Here is a 20,972-nt window from a genome sequence, read left to right as displayed (position 1 = left end):
TCCTCGGTCAGGTCCGCCCGCTACCCGGGCCGTTGCTGCCGGCGATCCGTTGTTCCAGCTGCTGCACCCGCTCCACGATCCGTGGTTTGACCTGGCGGTCCTGCAGGGTCTGGGCGAGTCGGCCGAGCAGCTGGGTGGCAGGCTCACGCCTGTCCTGTTCGTCCAGCGCGACGGCGATGGCCTCGACGTTCCGGGTCAGCCGGATATGGCCGAAGGTCTCGGCCGCGGTGTCGAGGTCCTCGTACGCGTGCCGGGCCATCTGCATACCGGCGTCCGCGTCCGTTCCCCGCGCCTCGATGCGCCGCGCGCCGCCGTCGGTCATGACCTTGCCCGGGATGGTGGCGGCCGTGCTCAGGCATGCGGCGGCGTGTTTGGCCACCAGTTCGTCGGGGATCCGGTCGGTCACCTCGCGCAGTACGTCGTTGGCGTCGTCCATCACCCGGCTGCCGCCCAGCGCCAGGACGCGTCCGACGGTGTCGGTGCAGACGTCGTCCGCGAGCCGCTCCTGTTCGCGGCTGGCCGGGCGCTCCACCCGGATGGGGAGCGGGGCGGCCAGGACCTGGCCGGTCGGGCCGGCGGACACGGCGGCCGAAGCGTTCTCGGGGGCGGTGCGCAGTGCCGCGTAGACCTGGTACGCGCCCGGCTCCGCGATCTTCCAGCCGCCGACGCCGAAGGACAGCACCACCTGCTCGTACAGCGACTCCCCGGGCTGCATCATCACGGGCGCGGGCTGCTTGCAGTAGCGCAGATACGGCTGGAGGACGCTGGCTTCGGTGCCGTCCTCACGCCGGACGAAGACGCTGAGGTTGTCGCCCACCAGCGTGTTGCGGTCCACCATCTTCGGGACGGTGGAGGTGTTGGTCAGCTTCAGCTCACCGATCACCGGCTCCAGCATGGCGAAGCGGTACGCCCCTTGCCGGTCGGCGGCGCGGTTGACCCGCAGGGTGAGTTGAAGCGCCCCGTCGGCCCCGCTGCGCCGTGCCTGTTCGAATCCGTGGTGGTCGAACCACGGGATGTTGCCCTGCTCCACGAACCGCTCCGGGGCGTGCCGCAGGAAGCGCAGTTCGTCCTCGGAGAAGAAATAGCGGAAGTCCGAGAAGAACGCCTGCGGTCCGCCGGTCACCAGGAACGGGTAGTTCATGAAACTGCGCCCCTGGGGCTCGTCGGTCAGCGGCATCCAGGGGGTGCGCAGGGACTTCTGCCATGCGTGGGCGAGGTTGAAGCAGTGGCCGATCTCGTGCACGGCGGTCCAGAAGCCCATCCTGCGGACGTAGGCCTCGGGCGCGGGGTCGTTCGGCGGGCGATCGGAGATGAAGGATTTGGAGAAGATCGCGCAGCCTTGCCGCTGGGCGGCGCCGATGTCGTCGAACATGATGCCGCCGAGGTCCTTCCCCTCGTCGTGCAGCCCGGCGAAGAGCGTCCACACCTGCCACTGGGCGATGCCCTCACCGGTGGGGCCGGGTCGCCATTGGGACCAGTGCTGCTGCATGGCGTCGTGCATCTCGATGTCGGACCAGCGGCCGTTGACGGCGGCCGACAGCGGAATCACGTTGCTGCCGCCGTTGCGGGTGACCTGAATGCCCTGGCGGGTGAACGCGTCCTCCACGGTGAGCGTGATGTCGGGGAGGTCCTGCGGCCGCACCGGATGGTCGTGCAGCGAGTAGGCGTCGATCTGCACGGCGTCCTCGACCCGGTCGTACTCGATGCCGACCTCGCGGAAGTGCGGGGTCGCCTGGGTGTAGCCGACCACCTCGTCCGGCACGCCCGGCTTCATGAAGGTCACCACGGCGCCGAACGGCTGGAGCGGTGGCTGGCCGGTGAGCTGCACCCGGACGCTGGTGCCGGGGCGCAGCGAAGCGTTGCCGTCCCGGTAGCTGATGGGGCCGACGAGGGAGCCGTCCGCCTGCCTGACGACTTCGGCGAGCCAGGTGGACCCGCCGGTGGGAAGCCGCCAGACGGTACCGGACACGGTCATGGTGGGCGCCGGCCCGTCCACGTCCACGCGCAGTTCCTCGAACGAGCCTGCGGCGGCCCTGGACCCGACGGTCTCGGCCGGTGTCTGACCCGCCGTCGTCCACTGCTCGGCGGTCGGGCCGGACTCCGGCACGGCCGTGGGTGCTGCCATGGGCGCGGCGGCCGACTGTGCCTCACCGGATAGGCCCGTACCCGGCATTGGCATGGCCTGGGCACCGCCCCGTTCCAACAGATGGGAAATCGGCTGCTCGGTGCGGCGATAGACGCCGCTGCGCTGGCCCTGGGCGCGGGCCTGTTCGGCGTCCTGGCCCACTTGGGGCCTGATGCCGACGTCACCGACGGTACGGTGTGCGATTTCGTCCACTACGGCACGGACGAGTGTGTCGAACTCGCTCCGCGAGCCGGATTCTTGCGTGGTCATGCCGCCTCCTGGACCCGGGCGTGGCCGGGCCGTGGTGGGGCAGGGCGGGAATGGTCCCAGCGACGGGACACCCGGTGAGCCGGCCTGCCGGGCACATCGCGCCCTGGCGGATGAAGGTGGTGTGGCCGGGCGTCGCCGCGGCACGGGGCCGAACCGTCGGCGTCCGGCGTCAGTCGGTCTTGGTCCTGTGGCCGGAGATCCGCACAGGGAGCCCAGGCCCTACGGGGAGGCCGTCGCGACGTTCCGACCGCCTCTACTGCCAGTGAAAGCCCGACGGGTGCCCGCTGCAACCGGCCAGGTCCGTCATCGTCCTTCGTCCGTCGTGGTCCTTCCTCCGTCGTCGTCCTTCGCCCGTCGTCGTCCTTCCTCCGTGATCGATCCTCATCCGAGGGCCCGGCAGCGGTAAGGAAGCGATCCTCACAGGTAGCGGGGGCGGTCACGGCTGGTGACGGCGACGGGGCTGCCCTCGGCGGTGAGGCTGATCCGTACCGACTTGGTGACGGGCGCGTCGACCTCGGTCCTCAGCGGCGGACTTCCCTCGACCCGGACCTCGACCGAGTGTCCTCCGTCCGGCACCTCGACCTCCACGGACCGGGCCAGGCCGATCTGCAGCCGGGTACGTACATCGGTCTCGTCCAGCACGACCGTGCCGTCCACCGAGACCGTGACGTGCTGCCCGCTGAAGCCTTCCTCCAACGCGATCTTCAGAACGTTCATGGCGTCAATCTCCCCGCGAGCGGCTACGACAACGGTCAGCGTTGGTATGTGCCCAAACGGTCAGCGTTGGTATGTGCCCATCACGACGCCGCTGGCCAACTCCCGCCCCTTCACGGCGCGATGCACCGCGTCGACGGTCGGCTTTCCGTGCAGGGGAAGCGGCTCCGACACGGCCCACAGGCGGAAGAAGTAGCGATGCCTCCCGTGCCCCGGCGGAGGCATCGGGCCGCCCCATCCCACCCGGCCGAATCCATTGGGCCACTCCTGACCACCGGGGGGCGACTCCCCTGCCGCCACACCGGAACTCCGCGGGTCGATACCGGTGACCAGCCAGTGCAGGAACGACCCACCCGGGGCATCGGGATCCTCGCAGAGCAGGACCAGCTCCGATGTACCGTCAGGCACCGCCGACCAGGTCAGCGAGGGCGACACGTCATCGCCCTCCCCCGTGTGGCGTCGAGGGATCTCTTCATGGTCGGCGAACGCGCCGCTCGTCAGCTCAATTCCCGTCATGCGCGCGGCTATACCCGAAGCGGCCCGGTCGGGACCGGCCCAGGCCCGCAGAACCCCCGATTGGCGGAGTACGCCGCCCGTTGGAGCCGGGAACCGTAAGACGGACCGACAGGGAGCACCGGATGCCGACGAGAATCCTGCTGGAGGGACGTCCCGGAGCGGGCAAGACGACCGTTGTCCGACGGTTGGCCGCGCTCCTGCGCGCCCGCAGGGTCGTCGGCTTCACGACGGAGGAGATCCGGCAGGGCTCCACCCGGTCCGGTTTCGCGCTGGAAGCGCTGCAGGGCGGTCTGCGAGCCGTGCTCGCCCATGTCGACTTCCCGGGGCCACCGCGGGTGGGCCGGTACGGCGTGGACCTGGGCGTCATGGAGCGGCTCGCGCTGCCTCCGCTGAGGTCGGCGGCGGCGAATCCGGTTCCCGGGGAGCTGGTGCTGATCGACGAGCTCGGGAGTATGGAGCTGGCGTACACCGATTTCCAGGACACCGTCCGTCGCCTGTTCGAGTCCGACGTCGACATCGTCGCCACGGTCCATGCGAAGAACGACCCGTTCACCGACGCACTCAAGCAGCGCGCCGACATCGAACTCGTCCAGGTGACCCGGGCGAACCGGGACGCCCTCCCCGTGGATCTGGCGGACCGGCTGGAGCGGCCGTGACGACCGTCACCGACCGCACCTGCGCACAGCCGTAGCCTCCTCCTTCCCCCTTCCCCCTTCCCCCTTCCCCCTTCCCCCTTCCCCCTTCCCCCTTCCCCCTTCCCCCTTCCCCCTGACGACCGTCCGCCGCGTGCGGTCAGCCCATGCTCTTGGCTCCGTCCAGGCACTCGCGGATGATGTCGGCGTGGCCGGAGTGCTGGGCGGTCTCGGAGATGACGTGCATCAGCACCCGGCGGGCCGACCAGCGCTCGTCGGGCTCGAACCACGGCGCCTTGGGCAGCGGCTGGGTGGCGTCCAGATCGGGCAGGGTGGCGACCAGCTCGTCGGTCCGGCGCGCCACTTCGGCGTAGCCGTCCAGCACACCCGCCAACGTCTCACCCGGCAGCATCCGAAACTCGTCGGCCCGACGAGCCCAGTCGGCCTCGGTCATGGCGGTGAAGTCGCCCATCGCGGTCGGGCCGTCCAGGATGAAGTCGCCCCAGTTCCGCTCCACCGAGGTGACATGCTTGATCAGGCCGCCCAGGCACAGCTCACTGGCGGTGGTACGCAGCCCCACCTGCTCATCGGTGAGGTCACGGGTGGTGAATCGCAGCATGTGCCGCTGCTTGGACAGCATCGCCAACAAGTCTGCGCGCTCGCCGGTGGCTGCCGACGCGGGGGCCGAAGTGTGGGTGGTCGGCTCATTGACAGTCATGATCTCCGCCTTGTCGTGCGTGGTCCTGTGATGGTCCTGATTCCGTGTCGCAAGACCAAGCTAGTGAGCATGTAGGTCAGATGGAGACCTACATTGGCGCAGCAGTCCGTACCCGGGCCACAGGTCGTACCTGGCCACCGGCAACTCGGCCGGCAGGGACAGCAGCGCCGTCCGGCCATGCGGCGGATTCTGCGTACACCCTTCGCAAGATTGGCAAATGGTGGAGGGAAGATTCGCAGAAGTTGGCAGGCGTCCACGATTGATGGCACTCAGTGCCAGTGTCAGAGTCATGACTGCGGCCCGCCGGACACCGGCGACCACCGCTCGGATCCGGGGCGCGATTGCTGCCCTGACGTCGGAGATCCCGGCGACGGCGGGGTCGCGTACCGGCAGCGTTGCTCACCTCCGCCCCACGGCATGACGGCGGGCCGCGCCCCACTCGTAGGACACACAGTGCCATCTCCCTTTGCGTAGATGGGAGATTGGCAGTCGAGACATACCGAGGAGACGGTGACAGTCATGGCAGAGGCGAGGACGCAGGCGGCCGAGGAACTCGCGCGGCGCTGGGCCACCGACCCCCGGTGGCAGGGCATCGAGCGCACCTACAGCGCCGACGACGTGATCCGGCTGTCCGGCAGCGTGCGCGAGGAGCACACCCTGGCCCGGCGCGGCGCCGAACGGCTGTGGCGGCAGCTGCACGAGCGGGACTACATCCACGCGCTCGGCGCGCTGACCGGCGGTCAGGCCGTCCAGCAGGTCAAGGCGGGCCTCCAGGCCATCTACCTGTCCGGCTGGCAGGTCGCCGCCGACGCCAACCAGGCCGGGCACACCTACCCCGACCAGAGCCTGTACCCGGCCAACTCCGTTCCCCAGGTGGTCCGTCGGATCAACAACGCGCTGCTGCGCGCCGACCAGATCGCCACCGCCGAGGGCGCGGGCGACACGACGGACTGGCTCGCGCCGATCGTCGCCGACGCGGAGGCCGGATTCGGCGGCCCGCTCAACGCCTTCGAGCTGACCAAGGCGATGATCGCGGCCGGTGCGGCCGGCATCCACTACGAGGACCAGCTCGCCTCCGAGAAGAAGTGCGGCCACCTCGGCGGGAAGGTGCTGGTGCCGACCTCTCAGCACATCCGGACCCTCAACGCGGCCCGGCTCGCGGCCGACATCGCCGACGTGCCGACCCTCGTCGTCGCCCGCACGGACGCCCTGGCGGCCAATCTGCTGACCAGCGACGTCGACGAGCGCGACGCGGAGTTCGTCACCGGCGAGCGCACGGCGGAGGGCTTCTACCGGGTCCGCAACGGCATGGCGCCGGTCATCGCCCGTGGCCTGGCCTACGCCCCGTACGCCGACCTCATCTGGGTCGAGACCGGCACTCCGGACCTGGCGCAGGCCCGCGAGTTCGCCGAGGCGATCCACGCCGAGCACCCGGACCAGATGCTGGCCTACAACTGCTCGCCGTCGTTCAACTGGAAGGCCGCTCTCGACGACGACCAGATCGCCAAGTTCCAGCGGGAGCTGGGCGCGATGGGCTACCGCTTCCAGTTCATCACCCTGGCCGGCTTCCACTCCCTCAACCACGGCATGTTCGACCTGGCGCGCGGCTACGCCGAGCACGGCATGACCGCGTACGTCGATCTGCAGGAGCGGGAGTTCGCCGCGCAGGCGCACGGCTTCACGGCGGTCAAGCATCAGCGCGAGGTCGGCACCGGCTACTTCGACCTGGTCTCCACCGCCGTCAACCCCGCCTCGTCCACCACGGCTCTGAGCGGCTCCACGGAGGAGGAGCAGTTCCACTAGGACACCGCCTCGGGCCGCCCCGTCCGGGGTGGCCGTCCGGTCCGTCCCCGGCCGAGCGGGGGTCGTACGACCGTCCCCGTCCGACCCCCGCTCCGCTCCCTCCCGCAGGAGAACCCGATGACCACCAGCGCCCTCACCCACCGCGTCCGCGTCCTCGCCGGCCCGGGCGACCGTCACGACGAGATCCTCACCCCCGCCGCCCTGGACTTCCTCGGGCACCTGGCCACCGCCTTCGGCGAGCGCCGGCAGGACCTGCTGAAGGAGCGCCGTCGCCAGGCCCTGCGCCTGGCCGGCGGTTCCCCGCTCGACTTCCCGCTGGTCACCTCCGCCGTGCGCGCCGACCCGTCGTGGCGGGTCGCCGCGCCGGCTCCGGGCCTGACCGACCGCCGCGTCGAGATCACCGGCCCGCCGGACCGGCGCATGACGGTCAACGCGCTCCACTCCGGCGCCCGGGTGTGGATGGCCGACTTCGAGGACGCCACCGCCCCCACCTGGGACAACGTCATCGGCGGCCAGTTGAACCTGCTCGACGCCATCGAGCGGCGCATCGACTTCACCAGTGCCGACGGCAAGGAGTACCGGCTCGCCGACCGCGACCGGCTCGCCACCATCGTCGTCCGGCCGCGCGGCTGGCATCTCGACGAGGGGCACCTGGAGTTCGCCGGCGGACCGGTGCCCGCCGCGCTCGTCGACTTCGGCCTGTACTTCTTCCACTGCGCGCAGCGCCAGATCGACGCCGGCCGCGGCCCGTACTTCTACCTGCCGAAGCTGGAGAACCGCTACGAGGCCCGGCTGTGGAACGACGTGTTCGTCCTCGCCCAGGAGCTGCTCGGCATCCCCCGCGGCACGATCCGCGCCACCGTGCTCATCGAGACGATCACCGCCGCCTTCGAGATGGAGGAGATCCTCCACGAGCTGCGCGAGCACAGCTCCGGCCTCAACGCCGGCCGCTGGGACTACCTGTTCAGCCTGATCAAGACCTTGGGGCACCGTACCGGCTTCCTGCTGCCGGACCGGGCGAAGGTGACCATGACCGCCCCCTTCCTGCGGGCGTACACCGAACTGCTGGTGCGCACCTGCCACAAGCGAGGCGCCCCTGCGATCGGCGGCATGGCGGCGCAGGTGCCGAGCAGGGACCCGGCAGCCAACGAGGCGGCGCTGGCCAAGGTCCGGCTGGACAAGGAGCGCGAGGCCGAGGCCGGCTTCGACGGCTCCTGGGTGGCCCACCCCGGCCTCGTCCCCCTGTGCCGCGAGGTGTTCGACGGCGTTCTCGGCGACCGGCCGCACCAGATCGACCGTACCCGCGACGACGTGGCGGTGAGCGCCGCGGACCTGCTCTCGGTGCGCCGGATCAGCGGTCCGCCCACGGCGGAGGGGGTACGTGCCAACGTCGCCGTCGCCCTGCGCTACTTCGCCGCCTGGCTGCGCGGCCAGGGGGCGGTCGCCCTGTACGGCCTGATGGAGGACGCCGCCACCGCCGAGATCGCCCGCGTGCAGATCTGGCAGTGGCTGCGCCACCGGGTCGTCGACCGCGAGACGGTCCTGCGGCTGCTCGACGAGGAGCTCGCCGCGCTCGGCGCCGAGTACCCGTGGGCGGCCCTCGACGCGGTGCGGGACCTGTTCGAACGCAACGCGCTGGCCCGGGAGTTGCCGAGCTTCTTCACCCCGGACGCCTACTCCCGCCACCTCGTGCGGAACGCGGAGAGCCGGTCATGAGCGCGGGCATCCAGCGCGTCGGGGTGGTCGGCGGCGGCCAGATGGGCGCGGGCATCGCCGAGGTGTGTGCGCGGGCCGGTCTCGACACCGTGGTCTGTGAGGCCGACGCCACGGCCGCCCGCGCCGCGCGGGAGCGGGTGGCCGCCTCGCTGGACCGCGCCGTCCAGCGGGGGAAGCTGGAGCCGGCCGCGGCCCGGCAGGCCCTCGCCCGCCTGCTCTTCACCGGCAGCCTGGCGGACCTGGCCGACCGTCAGCTGGTCATCGAGGCCGTGGTCGAGAACGCCGACGCCAAGACGGAGGTGTTCGCCGCCCTCGACAAGATCGTCGAGGATCCCGGGGCGGTGCTGGCGACCAACACCTCCTCCCTCCCCGTCATGCGCCTGGGCATGGCGACCGGCCGCGCCGACCGGGTCGTGGGACTGCACTTCTTCAACCCCGTTCCGGTGCTGCCGCTGGTGGAGATCGTGACCTCCCTGCACACGGCCCCGGAAACGGTCACCCTCGTGGCGGACTTCGCCACCGGTGTCCTGGGCAAGACGGTCGTCCGCTCCCAGGACCGGGCCGGCTTCGTCGTCAACGCGCTGCTCGTCCCCTATCTGCTCGCGGCGATCCGCATGGCGGAGTCGGGCTTCGCCACCGCAGCGGACATCGACACCGGCATGGAGCTGGGCTGTGCCCACCCCATGGGGCCGCTCAGACTCGCGGACCTGATCGGGCTGGACACCGTCGCCTCGATCGCCGAGTCGCTCTACGACGAGTTCAAGGAACCCCTCTACGCCCCTCCCCCGCTGCTCCAGCGGATGGTCGAGGCGGGGCTGCTGGGCCGCAAGACCGGCCGGGGGTTCCACCAGTACGACCAGAACTGAGGGGTCTGGTCCGGCCGGGCTGAGGGGCCCGGACGCGCCGCCGGTGAGGGATCCGGCGGCTGCTCACAAGAGGGCGGGAAACGCATGTGCGGCGTTTCCCGCCCTCGTTGCGCTTCACACCTGTCGACCGCGTGTCTCACCTCACCTTCCGAATGAGGGACCTGGACGTCCCGCGTCACCGGACGGCCCTTAGGCTGACCAGTGCAGCTGGTTCGCCCCGTCCGCCAGGCGGGATGCGTCGCAAGAGGGAACCCGGTGGGAATCCGGGACTGCCCCGCAGCGGTGAGCGGGAACGACCGCCGTCATACGCACTGGGTCCGACGAGAGGGCCTGGGAAGCGACGGCCATTAGGTGTCCTCCCCCGTGAGGACGTGCCCGCGAGTCCGAAGACCTGCCATCTGCCCGGGTGCGAACGACTCGCATCCGGATATCCCGGTGACCTCGAGGGCGGGTCGGCGTACCTACCAGGCGGATGACCGCGCCATGTCGCGCGAGGTCGTCCCGCACGGTTCGCCACCCCTTCGCGCCTTCGTCCCGTCGCCGGGATCTCAGGGATTCGTCTCGCGAAGGAGATCTCCGTGAACACCAAGTCCGCAGCCGCGGCAGCACACGCCACCGTGTACGGCTATCCGCGCCAGGGCCCGGACCGGGAACTGAAGAAGTCGATCGAGGGCTACTGGAAGGGCCGCGTCACCGCCGACGCCCTCCGCGCCACCGCCGCCGAACTGCGCCGCACCACCTGGCAGCAGCTGGCCGGGGCCGGCCTCGACGAGGTCCCGACCGGCGACTTCTCGTACTACGACCACGTCCTGGACACCACCGTCATGGTCGGCGCGATCCCCGACCGCCACCGGGCCGCCGTCGCGGCCGATCCACTCGACGGCTACTTCGCGATGGCGCGTGGCACGCAGGATGTCGCGCCACTGGAGATGACCAAGTGGTTCGACACCAACTACCACTATCTGGTGCCCGAGTTGGGCCCTGACACGACGTTCACCGCCGACTCCGGCAAGCAGGTGGCCGAGCTGACGGAGGCCCTGGCACTGGGTCTGACGGCCCGGCCGGTCCTGGTCGGTCCCGTCACCTATCTGCTGCTGGCCAAGCCCGCGCCCGGCGTGGCCGCCGGCTTCGACCCGCTGACCCTCCTGGACCGCCTGCTGCCCGTGTACGCCGAGGTCCTCGCCGACCTGCGCGCCGCCGGCGCCCAGTGGGTGCAGCTGGACGAGCCCGCCCTCGTCCAGGACCGCACACCGGCCGAGCTCAACACCGCCGCCCGCGCCTACCGCGAACTCGGCGCCCTCACCGACCGCCCCCAGCTGCTCGTCGCCTCCTACTTCGACCGCCTGGGCGACGCCCTGCCCGTGCTGGCCAAGGCTCCGGTCGAGGGGCTCGCGCTGGACTTCACCGAGGCCGCCGCCGCCAACCTGGAGGCCCTCGCGGCCGTCGGCGGACTGCCGGGCAAGCGACTGGTCGCCGGCGTCGTCAACGGCCGCAACATCTGGGCCAACGACCTGGAGAAGTCCCTCGCCACGCTCGGCACCCTCCTCGGCCTGGCCGACCGGGTCGACGTGTCGGCCTCCTGCTCACTGCTGCACGTCCCCCTCGACACGGCGGCCGAGCGGGACATCGAACCGCAGGTCCTGCGCTGGCTCGCGTTCGCCCGGCAGAAGACGGCCGAGATCGTCACCCTCGCCAAGGGCCTGACCCGCGGCACCGGCGCCATCACCGCCCAACTGGCCGCGAACCGGGCCGCCCTGGCTTCCCGGGCCAACTCCCCCATCACCCACGACCCGGCCGTCCGCGCCCGCACCGGCGCGATCACCGGGAGCGACGCCCGCCGCTCGCAGCCCTACGCCGAACGGACCACGGCCCAACGCGCCCACCTCCGCCTGCCGCTGCTGCCGACCACGACCATCGGCTCCTTCCCGCAGACCGGCGAACTGCGCACCGCACGGGCCGACCTGCGCGCGGGCCGGATCGACCCGGCCGGGTACGAGGAGCGGATCAGGGCCGAGATCCAGGAGGTGCTCGCCTTCCAGGAGAAGGCCGGTCTGGACGTCCTCGTCCACGGTGAGGCCGAACGCAACGACATGGTCCAGTACTTCGCCGAGCAGCTCACCGGCTACCTCGCCACGCAGCACGGCTGGGTCCAGTCCTACGGCACCCGCTACGTCCGCCCGCCGATCCTGGCCGGCGACATCTCCCGCCCCGAGCCGATGACGGTGCGCTGGACGGCCTACGCGCAGTCCCTCACCGACCGCCCGGTCAAGGGCATGCTGACCGGCCCGGTCACCATGCTCGCCTGGTCCTTCGTCCGCGACGACCAGCCCCTGGGCGACACCGCCCGCCAGGTCGCCCTGGCCCTGCGCGACGAGGTGGGCGACCTGGAGGCGGCCGGCACGTCCGTCATCCAGGTGGACGAGCCGGCGCTGCGCGAGACCCTGCCGCTGCGCACCGCAGACCGCCCCGCCTATCTGGCCTGGGCCACGGAGGCGTTCCGGATCACCACCAGCGGCGTCCGCCCGGACACCCAGATCCACACCCACATGTGCTACGCCGAGTTCGGCGACATCGTCCAGGCCATCGACGACCTCGACGCCGACGTCATCAGCCTGGAGGCCGCCCGCTCCCACATGCAGGTCGCCCGCGAACTGGCCGCCCACGGCTATCCGCGCGAGGCCGGGCCCGGCGTGTACGACATCCACTCGCCGCGCGTGCCGAGTCCGCAGGAGGCGGCCGAACTGCTGCGCACCGGCCTGGAGGCCATCCCCGCCGAGCGGCTGTGGGTGAACCCCGACTGCGGTCTGAAGACCCGGGGCTGGGCCGAGACCCGGGCTTCCCTGGAGAACCTGGTGGCGGCGGCCCGCACCGTGCGCGGCGAGCTGCCCGCGTCCTGACCGGACGGCTCCCGAGGGGCCGGGGCCACGGGTGCCCCGGCCCCGACGCCGACGCCGAGGAGCAGTCCTCGGCCGAGTACGGGGAACTGCGATGCCCCGACGCCCGCAACCGATCGGGCGCCGATCCCCTCTTTCCTGGAAAGACCGTCAAGGGGGAAGCACCGTGGGTTGGTCACGTATCGCGATCGGCACCGCCGTCGCGGTGTGCGGCGGAATGGTGGTGTGCGCTGTCGGCGCGTCCGGCAGCGCAGCGGCCGACGACGGCAGTCGCGCCAGGAAGAAGACGCAGCTGCTGTTCCAGTCCCACGGCGAGCGGCCGGGTGAGCTCGTCGACCTCCAGGTGGTCGGCGTCGCCACGCGGCACGAGCAAGTCGTCGTGAAGTCCCCGGCCTTCACGCACACCGTCCGGCTCGCCTACCAACGGGACCGGATGGCGGAGCCCTCGTGGGGTCTCGGCTACCAGGCACGGGGCCAGATCGCGATGACGGCCAAGCGCGGCAGGTACCCGCTCACGGTCGAGATCGCCGGGCACGTCGTGAACCGGGGAAAGGTCCATGTGGTGGCTTCGCCACGGCCGTCGTTCGAGGTGAGTGGTTCCCTGCAGGGTGCGCGCCCCGGCGAGTCGGTGGGGCTGTTCTTCGACGACCTGTATCCGGGGAAGACCGGCAGCTCCTTCACGGTGCACTCGAAGGCGTTCAAGGGGCCGGTCCCGCTCCGGCACGACGACCACGGCGGGTACTGGAACAATCCCCGGATGTTCGAGGCGGTGCCGAGCGTGCTGCCGAACACCGCGGACGGCACGTACAAGGTGGTGCTGACCGGCCCGGACGGGCGGCGGATCGCCGAGCGCCGGCTCGCGGTGCGGGCCGCCCGGCCCGGCGACTCCGACTACAAGGGCAAGGTGCGCGGCCCGGAGTTCTTCGGGAAGCACGGCGACCCCGACGCATCCACCCGCGGCTTCCGCGTCAAGGCCGGCGGCCGGATGCATGTGTTGTGGCGGGACGCTTCGCCCGACGCCGGGGAGGAGAAGCGACTGACCGCGACCTCCCCGGCGTTCGAGGAGCCGGTGCGGCTGGAGCGGGACGACAGCAAGTCCGGCGACGGCGACGACCCGCGCTTCTACGGTCTGGCCAGGATCCGGTCCGGTCTGGACGGCGGCAGCTATCCCGTGACGGTCGTCAGCCACCACGGGCGGGTCAAACGTGCCAGCCGGATCGTCGTCACGGCGGTGCCGGGGCAGCACCGCGACAAGCCGGGGCACGACGGCAACACGCCGGGGCGACCACGCGATCGCGGGAGCTTCCCCACCGTGGCGGTCATCGGCGGCGCCGCCGCGGCGCTGGCGGTGGGCACCGGCGTTGTGCTGCTGGTCCGGGCCCGTCGGACCCGGACCGGCGATTCCCGCTGATCCCGCTTGGCGCCCGACTACGCGCCGGAACCGGCCTTGCGCCGACGCACGACGAAGACCGCCCCGGCACCCGCGACGACCGCGGCGCCACCGAGGGCGGCGACGGTCGGCAGCGCGGAGGAGGAACCGGTCGTGGCGAGCTTGCCGGTGGCCGGGGCCGCGTCGTGGGTGCCGTGCGCCGCGGGCTTGTTCCCCGCGGTACTCGTGCCGCCCGCCGCCCCCGGCCCGTCCGTCATTCCCTGCTTACCCGACTTACCCGGCTTGCCGGGCTTCCCCTTGGCGTCCGCGACCTTGCCGGGCTTGCTGCCCGCGGGCAGCACCTTGAAGTCGAACTGGCTGATCTTGTCGAAGCCGCACTTGCCGTCCTCGCCGTACGAGTGGCCGATCGTGAAGAAGTAGCCGGTTCCTGCCTTGGCCTTCTTGCCGATCTTGATCCGCATCCTGGCGTCCGCGTGCTCCCCCGGCTCGAGGCGCTTGACGGTGGTGAAGTCGTCGTTGTCCTGGAACTTGGCGCCTTCGCCCTCGATGGGCTTCCACTTGCCGGTCGCCGGGTTGTACCACTGGACCGTGACCGCCAGTTCAGCGACGTCATCGAGCTTCGGGTCGGCGGTGCCGAGGGAGAGGGAGATGTCGGTCTCCATCACCGTGATCTTGGATACGTTGGTCACTCGGTAGGCGAACTCGTGCCAGCCCGACCCGGCGACGATCTTGCCCGGGAGGCCGCGCAGCCCCGTCTTGCCGCGATCCACGTCGAAGATCGGGGAGCAGAAGGTCGGGCGGGTCCAGGCGGGGGACGGCGTCTGGCTCGGCGCGGCCGACTCGGCGGCGGTCGACTCGTCCGATGCGGAAGCACCCGACGTGCCCGCCTCCGGAGCGCTCGGCTCGGCCGACTCGCCCCCCGGCGTGGCGGTGGCGGACGCGGCGGGGGCGCCGTCGGCCGCCGGCGCCTCCCCCGCCGCCCATGCGGCAGGGGCCGCGAGCAACGTCACGGGGCCGATGACGGCCGTGACGACTGCGGTCGCCAGAGCGCGGTGAAGCTTCATTGAGACCTTCCTCGGAAGTCAAAGCGGCCGCCGCGAGGGGTTCTGCACGGTACGGCCGTACGCATACACGTACGTGACCTGCGCATTCCCCCGAAGGTTGCACACCGGACGAACACCCCCCGAGTGATCGTCCTCACAGTCGCCCCTGTGTCGGGGGGCGGGCCGGCACCGCACAGCGTGGCGAAGGACGCCTCGCTGCCTGGCCGTTCAACAAGTTGACGCACCAACAACCGCTGTACGGCCCGTGGATGTGCGGAGTATTGTCGCTTATGTCTGGATGCGCGGCCCGCATCCCGCGGGGCGCGTATAGACCCGCACCAGAGTTGGATTGGGTCGACATCATGATTCGCAGGTCAGGTACGGATTCCCCGAAGCGGATGCACCGTCGTCGCGTCACGACCGTCCTGGTTGCCGTTGCCGCAGCCGCAGGCGCCGCATCGGTCGGCGCATGGAGTGGTGGCGCACCCGACGCAGACGGCCGCCAGATTGGTGAGCACGGGTACTTCAGAGCGTCTGCCGTGGTCGCGATGGCACCCGCTTCCCTCGCGGCCCCCACGGCTCCGAGCGCACCGGCGGCGGAGACCGATGTGACGATCGGCGGCTTCGCGTTCTCACCGTCGACCTTGACCGTCAGCAAGGGCACCACGGTGACCTGGACCAACAACGATTCGGCTCCGCACACGGTGACCAGCAGTGGCTCGGGCCCGCTGAATTCGCCGACACTCGACACCGACGGTTCGTACAGCTTCACGTTCGACTCCGCCGGCACGTTCAGCTACTACTGCGACCTCCACCCGTTCATGCAGGGCACGGTCATAGTGAAGTGACGAAGTGAGAGGAGACGCGGCGGGCAGGGAGTGCAGGCGCGCGGACGACGTCTGACGCCGACACGGCCGCCGCCCCCGCACGGCGTGGCGGCCGGCCGCGCCCGGGGCACAGCTGCGCGACATGGCCGCCGTCACACCGTCACAGCGCCAACCAGACCGCCTCGTCCGTCCCCAGCCGGCCGTCCTCGATGTGCCCGCTCGCCAGCACCACCGCGTCGTGCTCCGGAAGGGGATACGGCTCGGAGGAGAGGTTGACGACGCAGGCGAAGCCCGGTTCGCGGGTGAAGGCGAGGACTCCGGGTGGGGTGTCCAGCCAGGTCAGGCCGGAGTCGCCGAGTGCGGCGTGGTCCCGGCGCAGGTGGAGGGCGCGGCGGTAGAGCTCCAGCATGGACGTCTCGTCGCCGGTCTGCACCTCGACGCTGAGGGTGTGCCAGTCCGCCGGCTGGGGCAGCCAGGGCGCGCCGGTGGCGTCGTCGGGGCTGAAGCCGAACGGTGCCTCCTGCCCGGACCACGGGATCGGGACACGGCAGCCGTCGCGGCCGGGGTCGGTGTTTCCGGAACGCTCCCAGATGGGGTCCTGAAGCACGTCCTGGGGCAGGTCCTCGACCTCGGGCAGGCCCAGTTCCTCGCCCTGGTAGACGTATGCGCCACCAGGCAGGGCGAGCATGAGCAGGGCGGCGGCGCGAGCGCGCCGGATGCCGAGGCCGAGGTCGAGGGGGCCTTCAGGCCGGTAGGGCACATTGGCGGTCCACTTCCTGACCACCTTGCGTCCGAAGCGGCTGGGGTGGCGTACGACGTCGTGGTTGGAGAGCACCCAGGTGGCGGGGGCACCGACGGCGCCGAGGCTGGCGAGCGAGCTGTCGACGACCTCGCGCAGCGCCTTGGGGTCCCAACTGGTCATCAGGAAGTCGAAGTTGAAGGCGGTGTGCAGGCCGTCCCGTCGTACGTAGCGGGCGAGCCGCTCGGGGTTGGGCGCCCATGCCTCGGCGACGAACTTGCGGTCGCCGGGGAACTCGTCGGCCACCCGGCGCCACGAGCGGTAGATCTCGTGCACCTCGTCGCGGTCCCAGTGCGGGTGGTCGACCGGAGCCTGGTCCTCCGGGGAGCCCGGGTCCGCAAGGGCCGGCAGGTCGGGCAGTTCGGGGTGCTTGATCAGGCCGTGCGCCACATCGATACGGAAACCGTCGACGCCGCGGCTGAACCAGAACCGCAGGATGTCCTCGAACTCGGCGCGTACTTCCGGGTTCTTCCAGTTGAGGTCCGGCTGCTCGGGGGCGAACAGATGCAGGTACCACTGCCCGTCGGGCAGCCGCGTCCAGGCCGGGCCGCCGAAGCAGGACTTCCAGTCGTTGGGCGGCTCGGCGCCGTCGGGGCCGCGCCCGTCCCGGAAGACATAGCGCTCGCGCTCCGGGCTGCCGGGCCCGGCGGCCAGCGCGGCCTGGAACCATGTGTGCTGGTCGGAGGTGTGATTGGGCACGATGTCGGGGATGACGCGGATGCCGCAGCGATGCGCCTCCTCGATGAGCGCCTCGGCCTCCGCGACGCTGCCGAACAGCGGGTCGATCTCCCGGAAGTCCGCCACGTCGTATCCGTGGTCGGCCATCGGCGACTTGTACCACGGGTTGATCCAAATGGCGTCGATGCCAAGGGACTTGAGGTAGGGAAGGCGTGAGCGGATGCCGGCGATGTCACCGATCCCGTCGCCGTTCCCGTCGGCGAAGCTGCGGATGTAGACCTGGTAGATGACGGCGCTGCGCCACCAGGGTGCGGTGCTGGGCATGGTCGGGCGTACTCCTTGGGGAAGGTGTGCGGAAGGCGGTACGGACAGGCCCTAGGGCCTGTCCGCCCCTGACCCATCGGACAGGCCCTACTTCGCCGCGCCTGCGGTGAGGCCGGCGACGATCCGGCGCTGGAAGATCAGCACCATGATCACGAGCGGGACGGTGACGAGGACGCCGGCCGCCATCTGACTGCCGAACGGCGTCTCGAACTGGGTGGCCCCGGAGAACTTGGAGATCGCCACGGGTGCGGTCTGCATCTCCGCCTTGTTCGTCATCGACAGGGCGATCAGGAACTCGTTCCAGGACGCGATGAAGGTGATGATCGCGGTGGTGAAGATGCCGGGCGCGGCCAGCGGGACGATGACCTTGCGGAAGGCCTGGCCGCGGGTGCAGCCGTCGACCATGGCCGCGTGCTCCAGCTCGTCGGGCATCTGCCGGAAGAACGCGGTGAGGTTCCACACCGCGAGCGGCAGGGTGAAGGACATGCTGGGCACGATCATCGCCTGGTAGGTGTTGATCCAGCCGAAGTCGACGAACATCTTCAGCAGCGGGACCGTGATCGACACCACCGGGAACATCGAGGTGGCGATGATCAGGGTGAGCACCAGACGCTTGAGCCGGAACTCCAGCCGCGCCATCGCATAGGCGGTGAAGGTGGCGAGGAGCAGCGCGAGGACGGTGGTGATGCCGGCCACGACGATGCTGTTGAGCAGGGCGCGGGTGAAGGACTGGGAGGGGTCGAGGACCGCGAGGTAGTTCTCGAACGAGAAGCGGGTGGGGATCAGCGAGTTGTCGAAGATGTCCGACGTGCGCCGGAGGCTGGAGACCAGCATCCAGTAGAACGGTGCGAGGCAGTAGGCGACGACCAGGGCGACTCCCGCGTACAGCGGCCACTTGCGCCAGTTCAGCGAGTTCGTCATGCCGCCACCCCCGTACGCAGACGCAGGCGCCGCCGGCCGCGCTTGGGGGCCGCGTCGTCGTCCGCGACGACACTGGCGCCGAGCAGCCGGACGAAGGCCAGCGCGATCAGGAAGACATAGACGAAGAGGATCACCGCATAGGCCGCGGCGGGTCCGAACCGTACGTTCGCCGCCTGGTCCTGGGCGAGCATCGACAGCGTCTCCACGGAGCTCTTCTGCGCGCCGATGAGGATGTACGGCAGATCGAACATGCGCAGCGCGTCGAGCGTCCGGAAGAGCACGGCCACCAGCAGGGCGGGCTTCACCAGGGGCAGGGTGATGTGCCAGAACTGGCGGAGCGCACTCGCCCCGTCGAGCTTGGCCGCCTCGTAGACCGCCTTGTCGATCACCTGGAGGCCGGCCAGTACCAGCAGCCCGATGAACGGCGCGGTCTTCCATACGTCGGCGATGATGACCGCGACCTTGGCGTGGAAGCCCTCGGTCGTCCACAGCACGTGCTGGCCGGTGACGGCGTTGGCGATGCCGTCGCTGTTGAAGATCCATCGCCACAGCAGACCGCTGACGGCGGTGGGTACCGCCCACGGCACCAGGATGCCGGCCCGCACCAGGGCCCGGCCCTGGAACGCGCGGTGCATGACCAGCGCCATCGCCACTCCGATCACGGCCTCCAGCGCGACCGTGGTGACGGTGAGGAAGGTGGTGTTCCAGAACGCGTTCCAGAACCGGGCGCCCGCCTCGCCGAAGATCGCGGTGTAGTTCTCGGCTCCCACGAACGGATCGGTGTCCCGGACGAATCCGGTCTTCGGGTCGAGTCCGGGGGTGCCGAACAGCGAGTCCTTGAGGGCCACGATCGTCGGGTACAGGACCACGATCGTCAGCACGAGCAGTGTCGGGGAGATCAGCAGGGCCGCGAGCCGTCCGGACCCGGAGGTCGCCTTGCGCTGTCGTCCCGGGGGTCTGGCCGGTACGGACAGCGGGGCCCGGGGCGCTGCCGTGGTGTGGGTGGTCGCCATGGCGTACTCCTCGTTCCTCAGTCCGTCGCGGGCTGCTGCCGCAGGGTCTTCTGGAGGTCCTTCAGTGCCTGTGCGCTGCTCTTGTCGCCGGTCAGGGCGGCATAGCCCTCCCGTTGGACCGCCGCGGTGACATCGCCGTACTGGAACACCCGGGGCCGCGGCACGGCGCGCAGGACCGACTTCTTGAGGGTGGGGAGGTACGGGTACTGCTCGATCAGCTTCGGGTCGTCGTAGAGCGCGTGGTAGGTCGGCGCTCCCGGGGCCCGGGACAGCGTGAAGCGCTGGATCTCCTGGCCGGCGAAGAACTTCATGAAGTCGATCGCGGTGGCCTTGTTCTCCGCCGAGGCCGACAGGGCCAGGTTGTGGCCGCCGAGGCTGGAGGTGCCGGGGCCGTCGAGGCCGGGCAGCGGCGCGGCGCCGAACGTGCCGGCGACCTTGCTGGAGCTGTCCTTCTTGGACGTCAGGGAGTACATGTACGGCCAGTTGCGCAGGAAGACGAGCTTGCCGTTCTGGAAGGCGCGGCGGCCGTCCTCTTCCTGGTAGGTGAGGGCGTCCTTGGGGATCGTGCCGTCCCGGAAGGAGTCGACCAGGAAGTCCAGGCCCTTCTTCGCCTGCGGGCTGTCCACGTGCGGTCGGCCCTTGGAGTCGGTGACGACGCCGCCGGCGGAGTTCACCGCCTCGGCGAAGTTGACCGTCAGGCCCTCGTACTTCTGGAACTGTCCGGCGTAACACGAGGTGTCCTTCGCCCCGGGCAGCTTCTTGATCTTGGCGCAGTCCGCCTTCAGCTGTGCCCAGGTGACCGGCGGCTGGGCGATCCCGGCCTTCTTGAGCAGGTCGGTGCGGTAGTAGAGCATCCCGCCGTCCGAGCTCATCGGGACGGCGTAAAGACCACCGCGGTACTCGCCGGTCTCCACGATCGGCTTGAGCATCTGCCGCAGCGCGAAACGGTCCTCCGGCAGCCGGTCGATCCAACGGTGCGCGGCGAACTCCGAGGTCCACACGGCGTCGAGGGACAGCACCGTGTAGGCATCGGACTTCGTCTGCGCGTTCTGGATCATCTGCTGACGCTGGGCGTCGGGGTCCGTCGGCAGCTGGACGAAGGTGGCCTTCTCCTTCGGGTGCAGCTTGTTCCAGCGGTCGAGCACGGACTGGATGACGCCGCTGGCGTCCTTGCCGGCGACGTAGGTGATGGGGCCGCGCCCTTCGAAGGAGGGCCTGCCGCCCGCCGCGGTGACGGCGCCGCTGCCGCCGCAGGCCGCGACGGACGCCAGCCCGGCGAGAGCCGCACCCGCGCTCAGCGCTCTGGTGGTCCTGGTCTTCACTCTGTCTCTCCTGGTCGAGCGGTACGGAACGTCGATCCTGTCGAGCGGTGGGAAGCGACGAGCCGGTCACCACGGCAGCACAAGGCCGGCGGGGCGACATCGAGGGAAATGTGAGGGGAAGGCGAGAGAGGGCCATGAAAACACGACAGATGCGCTGTGACTGCGCTACCGCCCTCGTTGAACATGGTTAAACCGCAGGTCAAAGCGTCAGAGGTTCGCTCCGAACGAGTTGCTTCGACCACTGCGTGACAGCGCTTTCAAGCTAGGAGTCCACACAGGGGAAGTCAATGCGTTACGTCGCGGTAATCCGCAGGTCATTCGCGTGCACTCTGCAGCTTTCACTAGGGGCGACTCGGTTGAATTCTGCCGTGCCCCGCAATGACAGCGCTGTCATTCGTCGG

Annotated in this window: 16 protein-coding genes and 1 riboswitch; of the genes, 7 read left to right on the top strand and 9 right to left on the bottom strand. The window is 70.4% G+C overall.

Translation table 11 applies throughout. From position 1 onward, the window contains the following. Positions 1-7: 7 nt before the first annotated feature. From ACZ5XZ_RS02270 to ACZ5XZ_RS02260, 3 genes are all read right to left on the bottom strand, one after another. Positions 8-2,395: a hypothetical protein gene (locus ACZ5XZ_RS02270; RefSeq protein ID WP_468973704.1), complete on the bottom strand. Its 2,388-nt coding sequence runs from the start codon at positions 2,393-2,395 to the stop codon at positions 8-10. 417 nt (positions 2,396-2,812) lie between these two features. After that, positions 2,813-3,112: a hypothetical protein gene (locus ACZ5XZ_RS02265; protein WP_468973702.1), complete on the bottom strand. Its 300-nt coding sequence runs from the start codon at positions 3,110-3,112 to the stop codon at positions 2,813-2,815. Positions 3,113-3,172: 60 nt separating this feature from the next. Then, positions 3,173-3,625, bottom strand: a complete 453-nt coding sequence (locus tag ACZ5XZ_RS02260; protein WP_468973700.1) for a YbhB/YbcL family Raf kinase inhibitor-like protein — start codon at positions 3,623-3,625, stop codon at positions 3,173-3,175. A gap of 122 nt (positions 3,626-3,747) precedes the next feature. Here ACZ5XZ_RS02260 and ACZ5XZ_RS02255 point away from each other — a divergent pair, with 122 nt between their 5' ends. Next, positions 3,748-4,281, top strand: coding sequence for a nucleoside-triphosphatase (locus ACZ5XZ_RS02255; protein WP_468973698.1), 534 nt, complete (start codon positions 3,748-3,750; stop codon positions 4,279-4,281). A 136-nt stretch (positions 4,282-4,417) separates the two neighbouring features. Here the strand turns inward: ACZ5XZ_RS02255 and ACZ5XZ_RS02250 are convergent, their stop codons facing one another. Further along, positions 4,418-4,975: a DinB family protein gene (locus tag ACZ5XZ_RS02250; RefSeq protein WP_468973696.1), complete on the bottom strand. Its 558-nt coding sequence runs from the start codon at positions 4,973-4,975 to the stop codon at positions 4,418-4,420. A 519-nt stretch (positions 4,976-5,494) separates the two neighbouring features. Between ACZ5XZ_RS02250 and aceA the strand changes: the two genes are divergently transcribed. From aceA to ACZ5XZ_RS02225, 5 genes are all read left to right on the top strand, one after another. Further along, positions 5,495-6,778, top strand: coding sequence for an isocitrate lyase (gene aceA / locus ACZ5XZ_RS02245; protein WP_468973694.1), 1,284 nt, complete (start codon positions 5,495-5,497; stop codon positions 6,776-6,778). A 117-nt stretch (positions 6,779-6,895) separates the two neighbouring features. Further along, positions 6,896-8,494 carry a malate synthase A gene (gene aceB, locus ACZ5XZ_RS02240; protein WP_468973692.1) on the top strand — a complete coding sequence of 533 codons (1,599 nt, stop codon included), beginning with the start codon at positions 6,896-6,898 and terminating at the stop codon, positions 8,492-8,494. Then, complete coding sequence (locus ACZ5XZ_RS02235; RefSeq protein WP_468973690.1) at positions 8,491-9,360, top strand: 3-hydroxybutyryl-CoA dehydrogenase; 870 nt, start codon at positions 8,491-8,493, stop codon at positions 9,358-9,360. Before aceB ends, ACZ5XZ_RS02235 begins: the two co-directional genes overlap by 4 nt. 191 nt (positions 9,361-9,551) lie before the next feature. Continuing rightward, positions 9,552-9,773: riboswitch (cobalamin riboswitch) on the top strand. 165 nt (positions 9,774-9,938) lie between these two features. Then, positions 9,939-12,257 carry a 5-methyltetrahydropteroyltriglutamate--homocysteine S-methyltransferase gene (gene metE / locus ACZ5XZ_RS02230; RefSeq protein WP_468973688.1) on the top strand — a complete coding sequence of 773 codons (2,319 nt, stop codon included), beginning with the start codon at positions 9,939-9,941 and terminating at the stop codon, positions 12,255-12,257. Positions 12,258-12,420: 163 nt separating this feature from the next. Then, a complete protein-coding gene (locus ACZ5XZ_RS02225; RefSeq protein WP_468973686.1) occupies positions 12,421-13,665 on the top strand; it encodes a hypothetical protein in 1,245 nt (414 codons plus the stop codon). Between the two features lie 17 nt (positions 13,666-13,682). On the opposite strand, the gene ACZ5XZ_RS02220 is transcribed toward ACZ5XZ_RS02225, so the two are convergent. Continuing rightward, positions 13,683-14,708: an LPXTG cell wall anchor domain-containing protein gene (locus ACZ5XZ_RS02220; RefSeq protein ID WP_468973684.1), complete on the bottom strand. Its 1,026-nt coding sequence runs from the start codon at positions 14,706-14,708 to the stop codon at positions 13,683-13,685. Positions 14,709-15,235: 527 nt separating this feature from the next. On the opposite strand from ACZ5XZ_RS02220, the gene ACZ5XZ_RS02215 reads away from it, so the two are divergent. Further along, positions 15,236-15,535, top strand: a complete 300-nt coding sequence (locus tag ACZ5XZ_RS02215) for a cupredoxin domain-containing protein (RefSeq protein ID WP_468973682.1) — start codon at positions 15,236-15,238, stop codon at positions 15,533-15,535. Between the two features lie 139 nt (positions 15,536-15,674). On the opposite strand, the gene ACZ5XZ_RS02210 is transcribed toward ACZ5XZ_RS02215, so the two are convergent. The 4 genes from ACZ5XZ_RS02210 to ACZ5XZ_RS02195 form a co-directional block, all read right to left on the bottom strand. After that, positions 15,675-17,315, bottom strand: coding sequence for a glycoside hydrolase family 13 protein (locus ACZ5XZ_RS02210; RefSeq protein ID WP_468973680.1), 1,641 nt, complete (start codon positions 17,313-17,315; stop codon positions 15,675-15,677). 87 nt (positions 17,316-17,402) lie between these two features. Further along, on the bottom strand, positions 17,403-18,236 hold the full coding sequence (locus ACZ5XZ_RS02205; protein ID WP_468973678.1) for a carbohydrate ABC transporter permease: 834 nt from the start codon (positions 18,234-18,236) through the stop codon (positions 17,403-17,405). Next, entirely contained in the window at positions 18,233-19,249 is a 1,017-nt protein-coding gene (locus tag ACZ5XZ_RS02200) for a carbohydrate ABC transporter permease (protein WP_468973676.1), read from the bottom strand. The genes ACZ5XZ_RS02205 and ACZ5XZ_RS02200 overlap by 4 nt, the downstream gene beginning before the upstream one ends. Positions 19,250-19,266: 17 nt before the next feature. Next, positions 19,267-20,571 carry an ABC transporter substrate-binding protein gene (locus ACZ5XZ_RS02195; RefSeq protein ID WP_468973674.1) on the bottom strand — a complete coding sequence of 435 codons (1,305 nt, stop codon included), beginning with the start codon at positions 20,569-20,571 and terminating at the stop codon, positions 19,267-19,269. Between the last annotated feature and the right edge of the window lie 401 nt (positions 20,572-20,972).

This window comes from Streptomyces sp. NPDC033270 (assembly GCF_055576575.1).
Note: the sequence above shows the minus strand (reverse complement) of the source record. Positions and strands in the feature narration are given on the sequence as shown.

Bases quoted from the DNA above. Each gene is read 5' to 3' on its own strand.
- ACZ5XZ_RS02270 (WP_468973704.1), bottom strand. From the start codon at position 2,395: ATGACCACGCAAGAATCCGGCTCGCGGAGCGAGTTCGACACACTCGTC.
- ACZ5XZ_RS02265 (WP_468973702.1), bottom strand. From the start codon at position 3,112: ATGAACGTTCTGAAGATCGCGTTGGAGGAAGGCTTCAGCGGGCAGCAC.
- ACZ5XZ_RS02260 (WP_468973700.1), bottom strand. From the start codon at position 3,625: ATGACGGGAATTGAGCTGACGAGCGGCGCGTTCGCCGACCATGAAGAG.
- ACZ5XZ_RS02255 (WP_468973698.1), top strand. From the start codon at position 3,748: ATGCCGACGAGAATCCTGCTGGAGGGACGTCCCGGAGCGGGCAAGACG.
- ACZ5XZ_RS02250 (WP_468973696.1), bottom strand. From the start codon at position 4,975: ATGACTGTCAATGAGCCGACCACCCACACTTCGGCCCCCGCGTCGGCA.
- aceA (WP_468973694.1), top strand. From the start codon at position 5,495: ATGGCAGAGGCGAGGACGCAGGCGGCCGAGGAACTCGCGCGGCGCTGG.
- aceB (WP_468973692.1), top strand. From the start codon at position 6,896: ATGACCACCAGCGCCCTCACCCACCGCGTCCGCGTCCTCGCCGGCCCG.
- ACZ5XZ_RS02235 (WP_468973690.1), top strand. From the start codon at position 8,491: ATGAGCGCGGGCATCCAGCGCGTCGGGGTGGTCGGCGGCGGCCAGATG.
- ACZ5XZ_RS02220 (WP_468973684.1), bottom strand. From the start codon at position 14,708: ATGAAGCTTCACCGCGCTCTGGCGACCGCAGTCGTCACGGCCGTCATC.
- ACZ5XZ_RS02215 (WP_468973682.1), top strand. From the start codon at position 15,236: ATGGCACCCGCTTCCCTCGCGGCCCCCACGGCTCCGAGCGCACCGGCG.
- ACZ5XZ_RS02210 (WP_468973680.1), bottom strand. From the start codon at position 17,315: ATGCCCAGCACCGCACCCTGGTGGCGCAGCGCCGTCATCTACCAGGTC.
- ACZ5XZ_RS02205 (WP_468973678.1), bottom strand. From the start codon at position 18,236: ATGACGAACTCGCTGAACTGGCGCAAGTGGCCGCTGTACGCGGGAGTC.
- ACZ5XZ_RS02200 (WP_468973676.1), bottom strand. From the start codon at position 19,249: ATGGCGACCACCCACACCACGGCAGCGCCCCGGGCCCCGCTGTCCGTA.